The organism is Comamonas sp. (assembly GCF_009360615.1).
In the GTDB taxonomy this organism is placed as follows: domain Bacteria; phylum Pseudomonadota; class Gammaproteobacteria; order Burkholderiales; family Burkholderiaceae_C; genus Comamonas.
Map to the genome: position 1 here is coordinate 35969 of NZ_SPEY01000053.1, position 16730 is coordinate 52698.

Consider the following 16730-nt stretch of genomic DNA (forward strand, 5'->3'; position numbering starts at 1 on the left):
AAAAACATGCGGAGAGATTCAGGGCCCGGCCGGGGTCAGCCGCCGTGCACCGAATCGGTTCGGAAACGGCTACCGAGTCGGTAGCGCATGCCCGGATGCACGCAGTGCACCCAGGTGATGGGGACGCCACGCAGCCAGGTCCGGCGCGTCAGCATCAGGCAAGGCTGGTCGATGGCCATCCGCAGCAGCCGGGCCTGCTCGGCCGTCGGCAGAATCGCATCGACCACATGTTCGATCTGGTCGTACTGCACATTGCGCACCAGATAGACCGAGGGTTGTACGGCGGAGAAATCCTGGTCCATGAATTCGGGGACCAGACGCGGGTTCACATAACGGTCTTCGAGCTGAACCGGAACTTCGTTCTCGAAGTGCACGCCATGCAGATGAAACACCGAGGCTCCGACCGCGAGGTCCAGCGCTGCGGCGACCTCGGGCGAGGCGGACTCGCGGCGCATATCGAGCAGCTCGAAGCGATGGTCGTGCCCGCGCTGGGTGATCTCTTCGCCGATATTGGCGATACGCAGCAGTGTGGAACGCGGCTTCTCCTCGGCCACGAAGGAGCCGACCCCCGCCACACGAACGATCACGCCCTGCTCGGCCAGCTCGCGCAGCGCACGGTTCACCGTCATGCGCGCCACGCCGAACTCGTTGACCAGCTCCTGCTCGGAAGGCACGCGTGCACCGGCCGCCAGCGAACCGTCGCCGATCTTGCGCAGCACATGGTCCTTGACCTGCTGATACAGCGCGACCGGCATCTGGGCTGCAACAGTGGTTCTGCGCCGGGCATTCATGGGGCGAACCTCAGTGCGCCGCCGCAGCCAGGGACTCGGCGCGAATCTCTTCCGTCAACCGGGCCTTGAGCTCCATGAACTCGGGCGAGGTCTTGACGGTGTAGTGGCGCGGGTGCGGAAGGTTGACCGGAATGTCGGCCTTGATGCGGCCCGGACGCGCACTGAAAACGGCTACGCGATTGGCCATGAAGATGGCTTCGTCGATATCGTGGGTCACGAACATCACCGTCTTGCGCTCGGCTTCCCAGATGCCCAGCAGCAATTCCTGCATCAGCACCCGCGTCTGGTTGTCCAGAGCACCAAAGGGTTCATCCATGAGCAGGATCTTGGGGTCGTTGGCCAGTGCACGCGCAATCGCCGTGCGTTGCTGCATGCCGCCGGACAGCTGCTTGGGATAGTGATTCTCGAACCCACGCAAACCCACCTTGGCAATGAAGTATTCGCTGCGCTCTTTCTGCACGGCTTCGCTCACGCCTTTCTCGCGCAGCCCGAAGCGGATGTTCTGCGCCACGGTCAGCCAGGGAAACAGGGTGTAGCTCTGAAACACCATGCCGCGGTCGGCACCGGGCTCCTGCACCAGCTTGCCGTCCAGCAGAACCTGTCCGGTGGTCGGGAAGTCCAGACCCGCGACGATGCGCAGCATCGTCGATTTGCCACAGCCCGAGGGCCCGAGAATGGTCACGAAATCGTTCTCGCGGACCTCGAAATCCACGGGCAGCAGGGCCTGGGTGCTGACGCCTTTGTGGCTGGTGAAGGTGCGCGAAACACCTTGAATGGACAGCTGATTCATCACAGGGCACTCCACTCGAACATGCGACGGTTGATGGTTTTGAAAATGAAGTCCGACACCAGACCGATGAGCCCGATGACGATGATGCCGAAGATGATCTGACCGGTGTTGAGCAGTGCCTGACTGTCGGTGATCATGTGGCCGATGCCCGAGGACGAGCCGATCAGCTCGGCGACGATCACATAGGTCCAGGCCCATCCCAGCACCAGACGCAGGGTTTCCGCGATACCCGGGGCAGCCCCGGGAATCAGCACGCGCTTGACGATGCCGGTATTGCTGGCGCCCAGGGTGTAGGCGGCCTCCACCAGATCCTTGCGCGCGCCCCCCACGGTCACGGCCACCATGAGCGTGATCTGGAACACCGAGCCGATGAAGATGACCAGCAGCTTCTGGGCCTCGCCCACGCCGGCCCAGAGAATCAGCAGTGGAATGAAGGCCGATGCGGGCAGGTAGCGGCAGAACGAGACAAAGGGCTCGAAGAACGCTTCCACGGGCTTCCAGGCCCCCATGGCGATGCCCAGCGGCACGGCCACGATGCTGGCCAGGATGAAGCCGCCCATGACACGCCATACGGTCATGCCGATGTCATGGTGAAAATCGAACTCCGTGAACAGCAGAATGCCTTCGCGCAGCATCGTCAGCGGGCTGGCGAGAAAGGTCGGCGAGACCAGTCCGCCGAAAGTGACGGCGGACCAGACCAGCACGAACAGCAGAAAGAAGCCCGTGCCGAGCAGCCACTTGGCCTTGGGGCTGACAGGCTCCAGAGGGGCCATGTAGCGCCGGCGTGCCGGCCGTACGGAAGGCGATGCCACCTGGACCGATGCGGGTGATGCAGACTTGATAGAAGGTGATACCGCTTCCATGTGCGACCTCTTTGCGCTTACTTGATGAAGCTGGCGTCGTACATGACGCCGTAGTTCTCGGGAATGCTGCGAATCACGCCGGCTTCCTTGAGGATGGCGGCAGACTCCTTCATGAAAGGCAGCAGGTCGCTGGCAAAGAACTTCTGATTGGCTTCCTTGTCCGACCATTTCAGAAAGGCTGCCGATTTGCCGAACTGCTCACCGCTTTGCTTCACGGCAGCGCCCATGATCTCGTAGCTCTTTTCCTTGTCGGCATTGATCATGGAGATGGCGTCGAAGTAGGACTGGGTCAGTGCCCTGGCGGCTGCCGTGTTGGCCTTGAGCCACTTGGGATCGCAGCCCACGGTATCCATCACCATCGGGTAGTCGATGGTGGTGGCCAGGATCTTTCCGGCCGCCGGGTTGGCGCGCACGGTGGACAGATAGGGCTCGTACGTCATGGCCGCATCGTTCTGCCCGGACACAAAGGCCTGGGCTGCCGGCTGGGGCTCCAGCGATACGGTCTTGATGTCCTTCATCGTCATGCCGTTCTTGTTCAGCATCCAGGCCAGACCGAAGTAAGGAGCCGTACCCGGCGCGCTGACGGCGACGGTCTTGCCCTTCAGGTCGGCAAAGCTCTTGACGTCGTTGCGCACGGCGATGCCGTCCGCGCCATAGGACTTGTCCATCTGGAAGATCTGCACGATCGGCACACCATTGGTGTTCCAGGCCACATGCGTCTCCACGGTGGTGGCCGCGCATTGCACGGCACCCGAGGCCAGGGCCAGATGCCGGTCCTTCTGGGGAATCATCTTGAGTTCGACATTGAGGCCGTTCTTCTTGAAGATTCCTGCCTTGTCCGCAAGCGTCAGCGGTGCAAAGCCCGTCCACCCCGACATGCCCAGGACGATCTTGGTCTCCTGGGCCGCTGCATGCTGTGCAGCAGACACTAGTACGGTTGCGGCCAATGCCAATTGCCAAGTTGGAACGCGGCGTGTCGATTTCATGGGACTCTCCTCGGTCTATGCCAGAGCAGCTCGGTTGTTGATGCGGACTTGCTAGCTTTGCACGATGGTGCAGGCAGCGAAGTTTGTGACTGCTGATCAGGCATGTATATACAGGCTTACCCGAGCGTCATAGGCGAGAGCTGCTGCAGCTGTATAGACATGGACCAGCCAGCGGATTAAGCAAACGGCGTGCCACTCCGCCCGCGCGCCCAGCGGACAGGGGGAAGAAGCCGCCGCCCTGGAATCGGTCTGACGGATGGCGCACCGAAAAGCACCCGGCCTGCGCTAGTCGGGTGCAATCACGCTGCGGGCCACGGTCAGAAATGGTGCAATCAGCGCCGAGGCATTGCTCCTGGGGGCCGACAGCACCACGGCCTGCTTGGCGACGCGCCCCTTGATTCTTTTGCAGACCAGTCGTTTGCCGTCGTGGGCTCTGTCGACCACCGGCCGCGTGGTCAGCACGCTGACGCCATGTCCGTTGGCGACCATGGAGCGAATCAACTCGAACGACGCCAGTTCATGGCTCACCGTGGGAACCACGCCCGCCTCCCGGAACAGCGAGAGAAAGTAATCGCGGCTCTGGGGCAGGTTGATCAGCAGCACGGGAAAGCGGGCCAGTTCCGACAGGCTCACGCTGGTCGCTGCGGCCAGAGGATGTCTGACGGGCAGCAAGGCATAGGGCGGCAGTGCGGCCACCGGATGCAGGGTCAGCAGAGGACGCGCCAGGCCCAGGTCATACTGCAGTGCTGCATGGATCTCGCCACGTTCCACTTGTCGGGTCAGGGACGCGATGTCCCCTTCGATCAGCTCGATGTCGATGGACGGATGGCGCTTTTGCATCTGGGTGAGCAGCTGCGGAATCCACAGCGCACCCAGCGTGCTCAGAAAGCCCAGCCTCAGCGTGCCGGAAACCTCCTGTCTGCGCGGCTCCTGAAGCAGTTGCGCAGCCTCCAGCAGGCTCAGGGCTTCCCGGCTTCTGGCCAGCCCCGCCGCAGTCAGGTCCAGCCCGACGGCGTGCTTTCGCACAAACAGCTTCTCGCCCCACTGGGCTTCGAGGTCGGCGATCGCCTTGGAGATGGAGGGCTGCGAGACATGGATGGCCAGCGCCGCCCTGGCCGTACTCCCGTAGCGGGCAGCGGCTACGAAGTATTCAAGCTGCCGCAGATTTATTTGAATCAATTTTTTGAATCCAATGAATGGGAAATGAATATTTTCCTTTGATTCATGTCCCGGGCAGCATGCAGACATCACATCCGATCAAACGCAGGACTGCCATGCTTGAAACCACCGATAAACCTGCCTCCCGTCCGCTGGACGGCATCCGCATCCTGGATTTCACCCGGGTTCTGGCAGGGCCCATGTCCACGGCCTTGCTGGCCGATCTGGGCGCGCAGGTCGTGAAGGTGGAGCCGCCCCAGGGCGATGACTACCGCGCCATCGGCCCCATGAAGAATGGGCAAAGTGCCTTGTTCACGGTCATGAATCGCAACAAGCAGAGCCTGGTGCTGGACCTCAAGCATGCGCACGCGGTCGCCGTGGTGCACGAGCTGGTCCGTCAGGTCGACGTGGTGGTGGAGAACTTCAGGCCGGGCGTGGCCGAGCGCCTGGGCATCGGCCCCGAAACGCTGCGCGCCCTCAATCCCCGGCTGGTGTATGTCAGCGTTTCCGGCTTCGGCCAGACCGGCCCCCTGGCCCACCGCCCGGCCTACGACATCATTGTCCAGGCGATGAGCGGCTTGATGGAGGCCACCGGCGAACCTCATGGCGCGCCCACGCTGGTCGGCGAGGCGGTCAGCGATGTGGTGGCCGGCCTGTTTGCGTCCTGGGCGACCCTGGCGGCTCTGCTGCAGGCGCAGAGGACCGGCACCGGCCAGCATGTCGATGTCGCCATGTTCGACACCACGCTGAGCTTTCTCGCGACGTCGATGTCGCGCTATCTGTTCACGGGCCAGCCCGCCCGGCGTGTGGGCAACCGGCATCCGCTGTCGGCGCCGTTTGGCGTCTACAGGGCGCGTGACGGCCATTACGCCCTGGCCGTGCTGAACAAGAAGCTGTTCGATGCCACTGCGGCCGCAATGGGCCTGCCCGAGCTGGCCGGCGATCCGCGCTTTTCCTGCGATGAGAGTCGTTCGGCCCATGAGCCCGCCCTGCGGGCAGCGCTGGAGGGCTGGAGCACGCAGCACGATGTGGCCGAGGTGGTGGCGCGACTCGAAGCCGCAGGGGTTCCGGCAGCTCCCATCTGGAACATAGCGCAGGCCTTGGACTCCGAGCAGATCCGCTCGCGTGGTCTGCTCAGCGCGGTCGACGACGAACGCCTGCCGGGGCTTCGGCTGCCGACGCAGCCCGTGCACTTCAGCGGCGCGCTGCCCAACCGCGCGCAACGCGCACCGGCCCTGGGCGAGCACACGGAGCTGTTGCTGCAAAGCTGGCTGGGCCGCAGCAGCGAGGCCATCGCCGCCTTGCGCGAAGCAGGTGCCCTGGGTTGATTTGGATTGGAACAAAACAAGGAGAGATCGACATGTCATTGATTCGACTGGGGGCGACCGAAGAAGACCAGGCCGTTGCCGATGCGGTGGCACGCTTTGCCGAGGAAACCCTGGCCCCCGTGGCCCAGGCCATGGACGAGGAGGCGTTTTCCGCCACGCGCCATGTGCCCGGCCTGTCCGCTCTGGGTGTGATGGGCATGAATCTGCCGGAGCGCTTTGGCGGGCCGGGCGTCACCCCCACCGCCATGCTGATGTCGCTGGTCGCCATCTCGCGCGCCTGTGCCGCGACCTCGTCCATGATCGGAGCCCACTATCTGGGCACGGATGCCGTTCTCATCGGCGGCGACGAGACGCAGCGCCAGCAATGGCTTCCGCGCTGTGCCAGCGGGGAATGGCTGGCCGCCTTTGCGCTGACCGAGCCGCGCGGCGGATCCCACCCGGCAGACATGCGCACCCGGGCCGTGCGTGACGGCGACGACTATCTGATCACGGGAGTCAAGCACTTCATCTCGAATGCGGCAGAGGCCCGCTTCATGGTGGTCTTCGCCAAAACCGATGCCGAGGCTGCGGCACGCGGGGTCAGCGCCTTCATCGTGCCGCGCGACCTGCCCGGCATACAGATATCGTCGCCCGAGAAGCTCATGGGAATCCGCGGCGGCCATGCCTTCGAAGTCTCGCTCGACGGCGTGCGCGTTCCTGCCGCCAACCGCCTCGGCGCCGAGGGCACCGGCTTCAGGACCGCCATGAAGGTGCTGGACAACAGCCGCCTGGACGTGGCAGCGACCTCCCTGGGAATCGCCGAGGCCGCGCTCAAGGCGGCGGCCGACTGGGCCAACCAGCGCCTGGTGGGCGGCGAGCCCATCGCCGGCAAGCAGGCCATCCAGTTCAAGCTCGCCGACATGAAACTGCGCCTGGAAGCCGCCTGGGCGCTGACCATGCAGGCCCTGGCCCTGCGCCAGCAGGGCCAGCCCTTCACCCAGCAGTCGGCCATGGCCAAGCTGTTCGCCTCGGAGATGGTGGGCTTCGTGACCGACGAAGCGCTGCAGATCCATGGCGGCTACGGCTATACCCGTGAAATGCCTCTGGAGCGCTATGTGCGCGACGCCCGCATCCTGCGCATCTACGAAGGCTCTTCCGAGATTCAGCGCACCATCATTGCGCGTGCCGTACTGAACACCTAGGAATCGCAGCGGCGCCCGCGCGGATTTGCTGGTGTAATCCACTCCATGGACAAACACTCTTCCATGTCGCTGCACGGAAAAATTCTCACCGAGATTGAACAGAACATTCTCAGTGGCCGCTGGCCGCCCGGCTATCGCATCCCGTCGGAGATGGAGCTGACCGTCCATTACCAGTGCTCGCGCATGACGGTGAGCAAGGTGCTGAACAAGCTGGCCGAGGCCGGTCTGCTGGTGCGCAAGCGCAAGGCGGGGAGCTTTGTGACGCGCCCGCAAACCAGCTCGGCAGTGCTGGAGATTCCCGATCTGCGCCAGGTGGTGCTGGGCATGGGGCAGGAATATTCGAGCAGGCCGCTCAGCCGCAAGCAGCGGCCCAGCACGAGCGAGGACATGGAGGCCATGCGCATGACCCGTCCGGCCTCCATCGTCCATGTGCGATGTCTACACATGGCCGGCTCCCGGCCTTTCTGCATCGAAGACCGCCTGATCAATCTCGAATCGGTACCGGACGCCGAGCATGAGCCGTTCACCGAACACAGCCCCAGCTCCTGGATGGTCAACCATGTGCCCTGGAGCTCGGCTGAGCACCGCATTCGTGCCGAGGCCGCCAGCGAGGAAACCGCAGGCCTGCTGGAGATTCCCCCCGGCTCTCCCTGCCTGGTGATCGACCGCCGCACCTGGACCGGGCAGTTGCCCATCACCTTTGTACGCCTGACCTATCCCGCCGATCTCTACGAGCTGGACGCGCATTTTTCGCCCTCAACCCTCGGGACGACAGCCTGATTGCGCATAACCCGGCCCGGGCAGCGCGTCGGGTCGCGGCGCACAATAGGGCCAGTTCTGATGCTTGCATTTGAGGATAAATCATCCTCATGTCCTTACACTGCAGGCGCTACCAGCTATCGATTCAAGAGTATCCGGTGTCTTCCGCGCAATCCATTCTGCAAGCCGTTTTTGGCTACGAGCAATTCCGTGGCCCCCAGCAGGCCATCGTCTCGCATGTCATCAACGGCGGCGATGCGCTGGTTCTCATGCCCACGGGCGGCGGCAAATCGCTGTGCTATCAGGTTCCGGCCATCGCGCGCCAGCAGCTCGGCCATGGCGTGACGATCGTGGTCTCGCCGCTGATTGCGCTCATGCACGACCAGGTCGGTGCGCTGCACGAGGCCGGCATCAGCGCGGCCTATCTGAACTCCACCCTCAGCTACGACGAGACGCAGGAGGTGGAGCTGCGCCTGCAAAGCGGCGACATCACCCTGCTCTACGCTGCGCCCGAGCGGCTGAACACACCACGTTTCCTGGGCCTGCTTGACGATCTTCATGCTCAGGGCAAGCTGTCGCTGTTCGCCATCGACGAGGCGCATTGCGTGAGCCAGTGGGGGCACGACTTCCGCCCCGAATATCGCGCGCTGACCGTGCTGCACCAGCGCTATGCCGAGGTGCCGCGCATTGCGCTGACCGCCACTGCCGATGCGCTGACACGCGCCGACATCATCGAGCGCCTGCAGCTGGAAGCAGCCCGGCATTTCATCAGCAGTTTCGACCGCCCGAACATCCACTACAAGATCGTCGAGAAAAAGGACGTCAGCAACCAGCTGCTGCGCTTCATAGAGCGCGAGCACGAGGGCGAGGCCGGCGTGGTCTATTGCCAGTCGCGCAAGCGTGTCGAGGAGCTGGCCCAGACCCTGGTGCAGAACGGCATCAATGCCCTGCCCTATCACGCAGGCCTGCCCCAGGACATGCGCCAGAGCCACCAGGACCGCTTCTTGCGCGAGGACGGCGTGGTCATGGTGGCGACCATCGCCTTCGGCATGGGCATCAACAAGCCCGATGTGCGCTTTGTGGCCCATGTGGACATGCCCAAGAACATCGAGGGCTACTACCAGGAAACCGGTCGTGCCGGCCGCGACGGCCTGCCCGCCGATGCCTGGATGGCCTACGGTCTCAGCGACGTGGTCAACCAGCGCCGCATGATCGACGAAAGCCCGGCCGAGGAACCGTTCAAGCAGGTGATGCGCGGCAAGCTCGATGCCTTGCTCGGTCTGGCCGAGGCCACGGACTGTCGCCGTGTGCGCCTGCTGGCCTATTTTGGCGAAGAGTACGGACTGGGTCCCTCCGGCGAAGGCCGCCCTTTGCAGGCGACAGCCAGGACCCATTGCGGCAACTGCGACAACTGCCTCGAGCCACCGGCGCTGTGGGATGGCACGGATGCGGCGCGCAAGCTGCTGTCCACCATCTTCCGCGTGCATGAGGCCAGCGGCCTGACCTATGGCGCAGGCCACATCATGGACGTTCTGCGCGGCAAGGTGACCGACAAGGTCACGCAGTACGGGCATGACAAGGTCTCCACCTTCGGCATCGGCAAGGAGTATTCGGAGCCGCAGTTGCGCGCCGTGATGCGGCAGCTGCTGGCCACGGGGGCCCTGGGCCTGCACAAGGTGGTGAGCGAGAACAGCGGCCATGTGTTCGACACCCTGTGTCTGGCTGCCGGCTCGCGGGCCGTGCTCAAGGGCGAGGTGCAGGTACAGCTGCGCGAGGCCGTGGCCGCATCGCGCAGCAGGAAGCAGGGCAAGAAATCCGCAGCCAATGCCGCGGCGGTCAATCTGGGACCCGACGCCCAGGTGCGCTTCATCAACCTCAAGGCCTGGCGCGCCGAAGTGGCCAAGTCGCACAATCTGCCGGCCTATGTGATCTTCCACGACGCCACCCTGGCATCGATTGCAGAACTCAACCCCCAGAGCCTGCAGGAGCTGCAAGGCGTCAGCGGCATGGGCACCAAGAAGCTCGATGCCTATGGCGCGGAGGTGCTGCGCGTGGTGGCCCTGGGCTGATCGGGCCGCATCCGCGGCCTCAGCTCCCCAGGAGTGCGCAGGGGAAGTCCGCAACGTGCAGCCTGCCGGGCAGGCCTGTCGCCACGGCAACGCCATTCAAGCGTCGGGAAGCCGGCCGACGATGGCCTCTCCACAATTCCCACACAAATGCTCGACAGCCCGGAAATATTGCAAACGCACACTGCTGCCGCATACCGTTGACCGAATCCATTTTTGCGGAGCACTTTCTGCTGTGATCAATACTGCCCAATTGCTGGCTGACGAAGCCAAATACTGCTCGTTTGGCGACACCGTCCACTACGTCAATCCTCCGAAGATTTTCACGGGCTGCGAAGGCAGCTACATGTACGACGACGCAGGCACTTCCTACCTCGACCTGCAGATGTGGTATTCGGCCGTCAACTTCGGCTACAAGAACAAGCGTCTTGAAGCCAAGATGATCGAGCAGCTGCAGGAGCTGCCCCAGGTGGCCAGCCAGTACCTGCACCCCACCAAGATCGAGCTGGCCAAGTTCATCGCCGAAGACGCCAAGCGCAAGTGGGGCCACGACGGCCGCGTGCACTTCAACGTGGGCGGCGCGCAAGCCATCGAGGACTCGCTGAAGGTCGTGCGCAATGCCAGCGGCGGCAAGAGCCTGATGTTCGCGTTCGAAGGCGGCTACCACGGCCGTACGCTGGGTGCCTCCTCGATCACCTCCAGCTACCGCTACCGCCGCCGCTTCGGCCACTTCAGCGACCGCGCGCAGTTCATCCCCTTCCCCTACCCTTTCCGCCGCCCCAAGGGCATGACGGCCGAGGAATACTCGGATCAGATCGTGCGCGAGTTCGCACGCAAGTTCGAAAACGAATACCACGCGGTCTGGGACCCCAAGACCAACCAGTGCGAATACGCAGCCTTCTATGTGGAACCCATCCAGGGCACCGGGGGCTACGTGGTTCCCCCTCCCAACTTCTTCAAGGGCCTCAAGAAGGTGCTGGACGATCACGGCGTGCTGATGGTGGTCGATGAAATCCAGATGGGCTTCTGGCGAACCGGCACGCTGTGGTCGGTGGAAAACTTCGGCATCAAGCCCGACGTGCTGGTGTTCGCCAAGGCGCTGACCAATGGTCTGAACGCGCTTTCCGGCCTGTGGGCCCGCGAAGAGCTGATCAACCCCACGGTGTTCCCGCCCGGCTCCACCCACTCCACGTTTGCCTCCAACCCGCTGGGCACGGCCCTGGGTCTGGAAGTGATGAAGATGACCCACGAGATGGACTTCGGCCGTCAGGTGCGTGAATCGGGTGCCTACTTCCTCGAAGGCCTCAAGGAGCTGCAGAAGCGCCACAAGGAAATCGGCGATGTGGACGGCCTGGGCCTGGCGCTGCGTGCCGAGATCTGCACCGAGGACGGCTTCACGCCCAACAAGGCGCTGCTGGACAAGATGGTGGACATCGGCCTCGAAGGCGGCCTGGAATACCAGGGCCAGAAACGCGGCCTGGTGCTCGACGTGGGCGGCTACTACAAGAATGTGATCACCTTCGCGCCTTCGCTGATGATTTCGCGCAGCGAGATCGACGAAGCCATGGTGCTGCTGGACCAGCTGCTGACCAAGGCGAAGAAGGCCTGATCCCCCGAAGCGGCTTTGCCGCTTCGCCCTCCCGGGCAGCGCGGGAGGGGGACGTCGCCCTTGCGCGGAGGCGCTCCCATCCCTGCGGCTCCACCTGGGCGGCCCCACCTGGGCGGCTCCTGCCTGGCGTCTGTCACGCGGGTCACGCCCGCTGCGTTGGCATGATGGAATTTTCAATACAACAATGTGCGCAATGGCATCGCTAAGTCTGCGTAACCAGCTTGAGCCCGATGGACTGCTGCTGCAATTCCAGCAGCACCCGCCCCAAGGGTTCACGCTGCTGAACCAAGGCCCGGTGCCTGCATTCACGGCAAGCTTCGATCTGCTGACCACGGCCGACGACGCGCTCAAGACGCGCCTTCTGTCGTTGCCGGGCGGGCGCTGGCTCAGTTCCAGACTCCGGCTGAAAACGGACTTCATCGGCAGCACCGTCAGCGAGTATGCGCCTCTGCCCAGGGGCGTGGATGCCGCCGTGCTGGCACGGCAGCTGCGTGGCGTGGCGGGCCGGACCATGCTCACCATCGTCAAGGATATTCCGCAGGCATCGCCCCTGCTGAGCGCCAGCGACAACGACTTTGCCCGGGATTTGTCCCAGGCGCTGACGGAGCAGGGCTTTGTGGCACTGGAGGGCCAGGCCCTGGCCTACGTACCTCTTGGCTTTGCCAGCACGGACGAGTATCTGGCCGGCCTGTCCAGAAACCGCCGCAGCAGCCTGCGGCGCAAGCTCAAAAGCCGCGCCGGACTGGACATCCGCCGCATTCCGACCGGTACAGCCTTTGCCGACGAGAGCCGGATCGACGCCTATTACGCCTTGTTCGAAGCGGTGTACGCACAAAGCGAGATTCATTTCGACAAGCTCTCGCGCGGCTTCCTGGCCGGCCTGCTGCGCGATGCGGGCAACGGCGGCATCGTGTTCGAGTATCGGGAGCGGGTCGGCGGTGCGCTGCTGGGCTGGAACCTGTGCTTCGAGCACGACGGCAAGCTGATCGACAAATACATCGGCCTGTCCTACCCGTCAGCGCGCGAGGCCAACCTCTATTTCGTGAGCTGGATGGTCAATCTCGAGTACGCACTGGAGCGGGGCCTGTCCCACTATGTGGCGGGCTGGACCGATCCGGAAGTCAAGGCCCAGCTCGGCGCCAGCTTCACCATGACGCAACACCTGGTCTTCATCCGCAACCCCTTGCTGCGCGCGTTGGGGCGCCGCTTCTCCGGCCTGTTCGAAAGCGACCGTCAGTGGAGTGACAAGCCATGATGCAACAAAGCCCTGTGGTCCTGGATGTCGATGGATCGGTAGGACCGCTGGCTCAGGAAACACGCCTGCCGCTGGCCCAGTGGCAGGAGCTGGTGCGCTTTGGCTGCAGCCTTCGCAGCTTCCGGCGCTTCAGCCATGCGCTAAACGCGCAGCTGCCTCCATTGCACGGCACCGTGCTCATGGGCAGCGGCGATTTTCACCATCTGAGCTGGCCGCTGATCGAGCGATGCATTGCCCGGAACGGCTTCACCCCGAAACATCCGCTGCGCGTGGTGGTGCTGGACAATCACCCGGACAATATGCGCTTTCCCTGGGGCGTGCATTGCGGCTCCTGGGTGCGGCGCGTGGCCATGCACCCGGCCGTCTCGCAGGTCCATGTGGCAGGCATCACCTCGCAGGACATCGGTCCGGGCCACGCCTGGGAAAACTACTTGCGGCCGCTGCGCGCCGGCAAGCTTACTTACTGGAGCTGCGGCGTGGACACCAGCTGGGCCAGGCGTCTGGGGGCGGGCAAGGCATTTCGCAGCTTTGCCGATATCTCGGAGCTGGTACAGGCACTGTCCAGCCATCTGCAGGACTGGCCCCAGGACACGTATCTGAGCATAGACAAGGATGTGTTCGCCGCCGAAGTCGTTCGCACCAACTGGGACCAGGGCCGGATGCGGGAAGAGCAGGCCGTGCAGCTGATCGATGCGCTGCACGGACAGATCGCGGGCAGTGACATCACGGGCGACGTGTCATCATGGCACTATGGCACCTGGTGGAAACGACTGATGAGCGCGGGCGACGGTCAGGACACGCAGATCGACGCCGCAACGCTGGCCGGCTGGCAGGCCGGGCAACATGCATTGAACCAGCGGCTGATACAGCACATAGCGCTCAGCAGCACGAGTTAGGCGATTCCACCGATCCCTTTTCAACACTTCGCTTCAAGGAGCTGACATGCTGGACCGGTTGACCGAAAAATTGCTGCAACAGGCATTTGCACCCCTGGTCACAACGGGACGGCTCGAAGTCACCACCCCCTCCGGCAGGAAGCTGATCTTCGGCGACGGCGGCCAGCCCCAGGCGTGCCTGCGCTTTACCGACAGACGCGCCGTCCTGGCGCTGCTGCGCGACCCCGACCTCAACTTTGGCGAGCTGTTCATGCAGCAGCGCCTGCGGGTCGAGCAAGGCACGGTCTACGACGTGCTGGAGCTGGTGCTGCGCGGGGCCCGGCATGTGCCCGTCAGCACCACGGTGCGCATTCTCGATGCCTGGCGCATGAAGCTGAGGCCTTTGCTGCAGAACAATCTGCGCGGCAAATCGCGTGCCAACGTGGCGCATCACTACGATCTGGACGACCGGCTCTATCAGCTGTTTCTCGACAGCGAGCGCCAGTACTCCTGTGCCTATTTCGAGCAGGGCGACGAAGACCTGGAAACGGCGCAGCTGGCCAAGAAGCGACATATCGCCGCCAAGCTGCTGATCGAGCCGGGCCAGCGCGTGCTCGACATCGGCTGCGGCTGGGGTGGCCTCTCGCGCTATCTGGCCGAAGTGGCCGGAGCCGGGCATGTCACCGGCATCACGCTGTCCACCGAGCAACTCGCCGGCGCGCAGTCCAGGGCTGCCCAGTCCATCCACGGCGAGCGGCTGGAGTACCGGCTGGAGGACTACCGCGACATCAATCGCGAAGCACATGGGCCGTTCGAGCGCATCGTCTCCGTCGGCATGTTCGAGCATGTGGGCACGCGATTTCATGACGCTTTCTTCCGCAAATGCCATGAGCTGCTCAGCGAGGATGGCGTGATGCTGCTGCACTTCATCGGCAACAGCGATGTGCCCGACTTCAACAACCCCTGGATAGAGCGCTACATCTTTCCCGGTGGCCATATTCCTTCGATGTCGGAATTCACGCCGGCCATCGAACGCTCGGGACTGGTCATCTGCGATATCGAGGTGCTGCGGCTGCACTATGCCCAGACCCTGCGCCTGTGGCGCGAGCGCTTCATGGCACGCCGTGACGAAGCCGCAGCCCTGTATGACGAACGCTTCTGCCGCATGTGGGAGTTCTATCTGTCCATGTCGGAAGCCGCATTCCGCTATCAGGACATCGCCATCTTCCAGGTGCAGCTGGCCCGCAGGCAGGATGCCGTGCCACTGACGCGCGACTATGTGCATCAGCGCGAAGGGGCACTCAAGACCCGGGAGGCGGCGCTGGGCCTGACGGCTCCGGCCATGGCGGGGGCCGCAAAAATCAAAGCACCTACGGCATGAGCTGTCTTGATTTCAGCCGAAGAAAGATCAGATACCCTTTGAAATCAAGCGCAAGCCGCTATCACTTTGTGCAGGAATCATTCCAGGCCAGCCGCCGCCCGGATCTGAGCCGAGAGCTGGGCAAAGCGTGCTTCGTCCAGCCAGGGGCTGTTGCTGATGGCCAGCAGGCGCTGCGCCCAGTTGCGTGCCTGCCCGACCGCGTCGTCGCGTGCAGCGCCCAGGACATGGTCGTAGCGCCCGTAGTCGGGCAGCACATGGACAAACGGCAGAGACAGACCGCAGCCATCGCCCCAGTGCGCGCGCAGCACGGCATCTCGGGCCTGCGGATTCGGCATGCGCAGCAGAATCACCGGCCACACCCCCTGCGCCTGGGGCACGGCATCCTGCACCACTTCCAGCCCGCTGGCCTGCAACTGCGCAATGCGCAGGGCGGCCTGCACGGACGTCTGTCGCTGAAAAGCCGCCAGCCGCCGCAATGCCCTGGCGCCCACGCGCTGGCGCCAGCGTCCCAGACGATGCTGGGGAATGAGATCGCCGAAGTCATCGCCTGCGGCCTCGACCCAGTCACCGCGAGCCAGTGAGTCCTGCAGCGGCCTGCCATAGGCCATGCGCAGGCCCGAAGGCCGATAGAGCAGGGCATAGCCCAGCAGCTCGATGCTGCGGCGCAGCTCCCACCAGGGGCTGAACCGCGTGGACGCGCCGGCCGCAGCCAGCGCGGCGCGCATGGAGGGTTCGCGCGCCACCAGCACGCCGCCTTCGAAAGTGCTCAGCCCCTTGCCGACGGCCAGACTGAAAAAGCCGATATCGCCCTTGAGTCCCACGGACGCTGCGCCGCTGCGCGCCCCCAGCGCCTGCGCGGCATCCTCGATCACATAGGCACCCACGGCACGCGCGCAAGACAGGGCCGCATCCACATCGGCTACACGCCCGCACAGGTGGGTTGGCAGCACGGCCAGCGTCCGCTCCGAGCACAGGTGCTGCAGGCAGACGGGGTCCATGTCCAGCACGTCAGCGCGCAGATCGCACAGGCGCAGTTGCAGCCCGCACTGGGAAATCGCCAATGCCACCAGCGGACAGGTATAGGCCGGTGCAATGACCTCGCTGCGTCCCGGCCGAAGGGCCTGCAGGCTGCGCAGCGCCACCATCAGGGCCGAGGTGCCCGAGCATTCGAGCTGCACCGCGTCCACGCCGAGCCATTCGGCCAGCCGCCCTGCGAGGCTGCCCGCACCCGAAGGCCAGAGATCGCCGAGCTGCAGCGGCAGGCCGGCCGTTGGCGGCACGGTGGGCTGGCGCATGTCAGGCTGCCTGCTCGGTCTCTGGCCTCTCGCTCACGGCCAGGCACATGATGCCAGCCACGATGAAAAGGCAGCCAATGATCTGCGGCCAGCCAATCGGCTCGTTGAACAGCCAGTATGAGATCGCCAGCACCGAGATGATCTCCAGATGCGAGGCGGCGAATGCCGGGCCGATGGGAGCGTGCTTGAGCAGGCTCATCCAGGTGAAAAAGGCCCCGATGTAGCCCACGAAGGCACCGTAGATCCAGGGCTGGCTGAATACGCGCAGCAGCCAGCCGGTGGAGAACTCCAGCGGCAAAGCAGAATCACCGGCCTGCTTGAAGCTGAGCTGCGCCAGCGTATCGAAGGCCATGAGAACCAGAAAGCCGATCAGGTAAAAACGCTTCATAACCG

The 16730-nt window shown here is 64.1% G+C and carries 15 protein-coding genes; 8 read left to right on the forward strand and 7 right to left on the reverse strand.

All coding sequences use genetic code 11. The annotated features are described in order from the left end of the window. Positions 1-35: 35 nt before the first annotated feature. From hutC (E2583_RS15620) to E2583_RS15640, 5 genes are all read right to left on the reverse strand, one after another. The gene (hutC, locus tag E2583_RS15620) at positions 36-791 is read right to left on the reverse strand and encodes a histidine utilization repressor (RefSeq protein ID WP_291597158.1); all 756 of its coding nucleotides are present in this window, start codon (positions 789-791) and stop codon (positions 36-38) included. A gap of 10 nt (positions 792-801) precedes the next feature. Beyond that, positions 802-1581, reverse strand: coding sequence for an ABC transporter ATP-binding protein (locus E2583_RS15625; RefSeq protein ID WP_291597159.1), 780 nt, complete (start codon positions 1579-1581; stop codon positions 802-804). Further along, positions 1581-2444: an ABC transporter permease gene (locus E2583_RS15630; protein WP_291597160.1), complete on the reverse strand. Its 864-nt coding sequence runs from the start codon at positions 2442-2444 to the stop codon at positions 1581-1583. The genes E2583_RS15625 and E2583_RS15630 overlap by 1 nt, the downstream gene beginning before the upstream one ends. A gap of 17 nt (positions 2445-2461) precedes the next feature. Beyond that, a complete protein-coding gene (locus tag E2583_RS15635) occupies positions 2462-3430 on the reverse strand; it encodes an ABC transporter substrate-binding protein (RefSeq protein ID WP_291597161.1) in 969 nt (322 codons plus the stop codon). Between the two features lie 285 nt (positions 3431-3715). After that, the gene (locus tag E2583_RS15640) at positions 3716-4609 is read right to left on the reverse strand and encodes a LysR substrate-binding domain-containing protein (RefSeq protein WP_291597162.1); all 894 of its coding nucleotides are present in this window, start codon (positions 4607-4609) and stop codon (positions 3716-3718) included. Between the two features lie 95 nt (positions 4610-4704). On the opposite strand from E2583_RS15640, the gene E2583_RS15645 reads away from it, so the two are divergent. The 8 genes from E2583_RS15645 to E2583_RS15680 all read left to right on the forward strand — a co-directional run bounded on the left by E2583_RS15645 (position 4705) and on the right by E2583_RS15680 (position 15042). Beyond that, positions 4705-5916, forward strand: a complete 1212-nt coding sequence (locus E2583_RS15645) for a CoA transferase (protein ID WP_291597163.1) — start codon at positions 4705-4707, stop codon at positions 5914-5916. 32 nt (positions 5917-5948) lie between these two features. After that, positions 5949-7097, forward strand: coding sequence for an acyl-CoA dehydrogenase family protein (locus E2583_RS15650; protein WP_291597164.1), 1149 nt, complete (start codon positions 5949-5951; stop codon positions 7095-7097). Positions 7098-7142: 45 nt separating this feature from the next. After that, complete coding sequence (hutC, locus tag E2583_RS15655) at positions 7143-7877, forward strand: histidine utilization repressor (protein WP_291597165.1); 735 nt, start codon at positions 7143-7145, stop codon at positions 7875-7877. Between the two features lie 137 nt (positions 7878-8014). Beyond that, positions 8015-9925 (forward strand): DNA helicase RecQ, encoded by a 1911-nt coding sequence (gene recQ, locus E2583_RS15660; protein ID WP_291597198.1) that lies wholly within the window; start codon positions 8015-8017, stop codon positions 9923-9925. Positions 9926-10157: 232 nt separating this feature from the next. Further along, on the forward strand, positions 10158-11531 hold the full coding sequence (locus E2583_RS15665; protein ID WP_291597166.1) for an aminotransferase class III-fold pyridoxal phosphate-dependent enzyme: 1374 nt from the start codon (positions 10158-10160) through the stop codon (positions 11529-11531). Positions 11532-11724: 193 nt separating this feature from the next. After that, positions 11725-12786 carry a GNAT family N-acetyltransferase gene (locus tag E2583_RS15670; protein ID WP_291597167.1) on the forward strand — a complete coding sequence of 354 codons (1062 nt, stop codon included), beginning with the start codon at positions 11725-11727 and terminating at the stop codon, positions 12784-12786. Beyond that, positions 12783-13682: a hypothetical protein gene (locus E2583_RS15675; RefSeq protein ID WP_291597168.1), complete on the forward strand. Its 900-nt coding sequence runs from the start codon at positions 12783-12785 to the stop codon at positions 13680-13682. Before E2583_RS15670 ends, E2583_RS15675 begins: the two co-directional genes overlap by 4 nt. A 46-nt stretch (positions 13683-13728) precedes the next feature. Beyond that, complete coding sequence (locus E2583_RS15680) at positions 13729-15042, forward strand: cyclopropane-fatty-acyl-phospholipid synthase family protein (RefSeq protein ID WP_291597169.1); 1314 nt, start codon at positions 13729-13731, stop codon at positions 15040-15042. Between the two features lie 77 nt (positions 15043-15119). On the opposite strand, the gene E2583_RS15685 is transcribed toward E2583_RS15680, so the two are convergent. Together E2583_RS15685 and E2583_RS15690 are read right to left on the reverse strand one after the other, a co-directional pair. Beyond that, positions 15120-16337: a DegT/DnrJ/EryC1/StrS family aminotransferase gene (locus E2583_RS15685; protein ID WP_291597170.1), complete on the reverse strand. Its 1218-nt coding sequence runs from the start codon at positions 16335-16337 to the stop codon at positions 15120-15122. Position 16338: 1 nt separating this feature from the next. Then, positions 16339-16725 (reverse strand): EamA family transporter, encoded by a 387-nt coding sequence (locus E2583_RS15690; protein WP_291597171.1) that lies wholly within the window; start codon positions 16723-16725, stop codon positions 16339-16341. Between the last annotated feature and the right edge of the window lie 5 nt (positions 16726-16730).

Coding starts and splice junctions, on each gene's coding strand:
- hutC (WP_291597158.1), bottom strand. CDS start 791: ATGAATGCCCGGCGCAGAACCACTGTTGCAGCCCAGATGCCGGTCGCG.
- E2583_RS15625 (WP_291597159.1), bottom strand. CDS start 1,581: ATGAATCAGCTGTCCATTCAAGGTGTTTCGCGCACCTTCACCAGCCAC.
- E2583_RS15630 (WP_291597160.1), bottom strand. CDS start 2,444: ATGGAAGCGGTATCACCTTCTATCAAGTCTGCATCACCCGCATCGGTC.
- E2583_RS15635 (WP_291597161.1), bottom strand. CDS start 3,430: ATGAAATCGACACGCCGCGTTCCAACTTGGCAATTGGCATTGGCCGCA.
- E2583_RS15645 (WP_291597163.1), top strand. CDS start 4,705: ATGCTTGAAACCACCGATAAACCTGCCTCCCGTCCGCTGGACGGCATC.
- E2583_RS15650 (WP_291597164.1), top strand. CDS start 5,949: ATGTCATTGATTCGACTGGGGGCGACCGAAGAAGACCAGGCCGTTGCC.
- hutC (WP_291597165.1), top strand. CDS start 7,143: ATGGACAAACACTCTTCCATGTCGCTGCACGGAAAAATTCTCACCGAG.
- E2583_RS15670 (WP_291597167.1), top strand. CDS start 11,725: ATGGCATCGCTAAGTCTGCGTAACCAGCTTGAGCCCGATGGACTGCTG.
- E2583_RS15675 (WP_291597168.1), top strand. CDS start 12,783: ATGATGCAACAAAGCCCTGTGGTCCTGGATGTCGATGGATCGGTAGGA.
- E2583_RS15680 (WP_291597169.1), top strand. CDS start 13,729: ATGCTGGACCGGTTGACCGAAAAATTGCTGCAACAGGCATTTGCACCC.
- E2583_RS15685 (WP_291597170.1), bottom strand. CDS start 16,337: ATGCGCCAGCCCACCGTGCCGCCAACGGCCGGCCTGCCGCTGCAGCTC.
- E2583_RS15690 (WP_291597171.1), bottom strand. CDS start 16,725: ATGAAGCGTTTTTACCTGATCGGCTTTCTGGTTCTCATGGCCTTCGAT.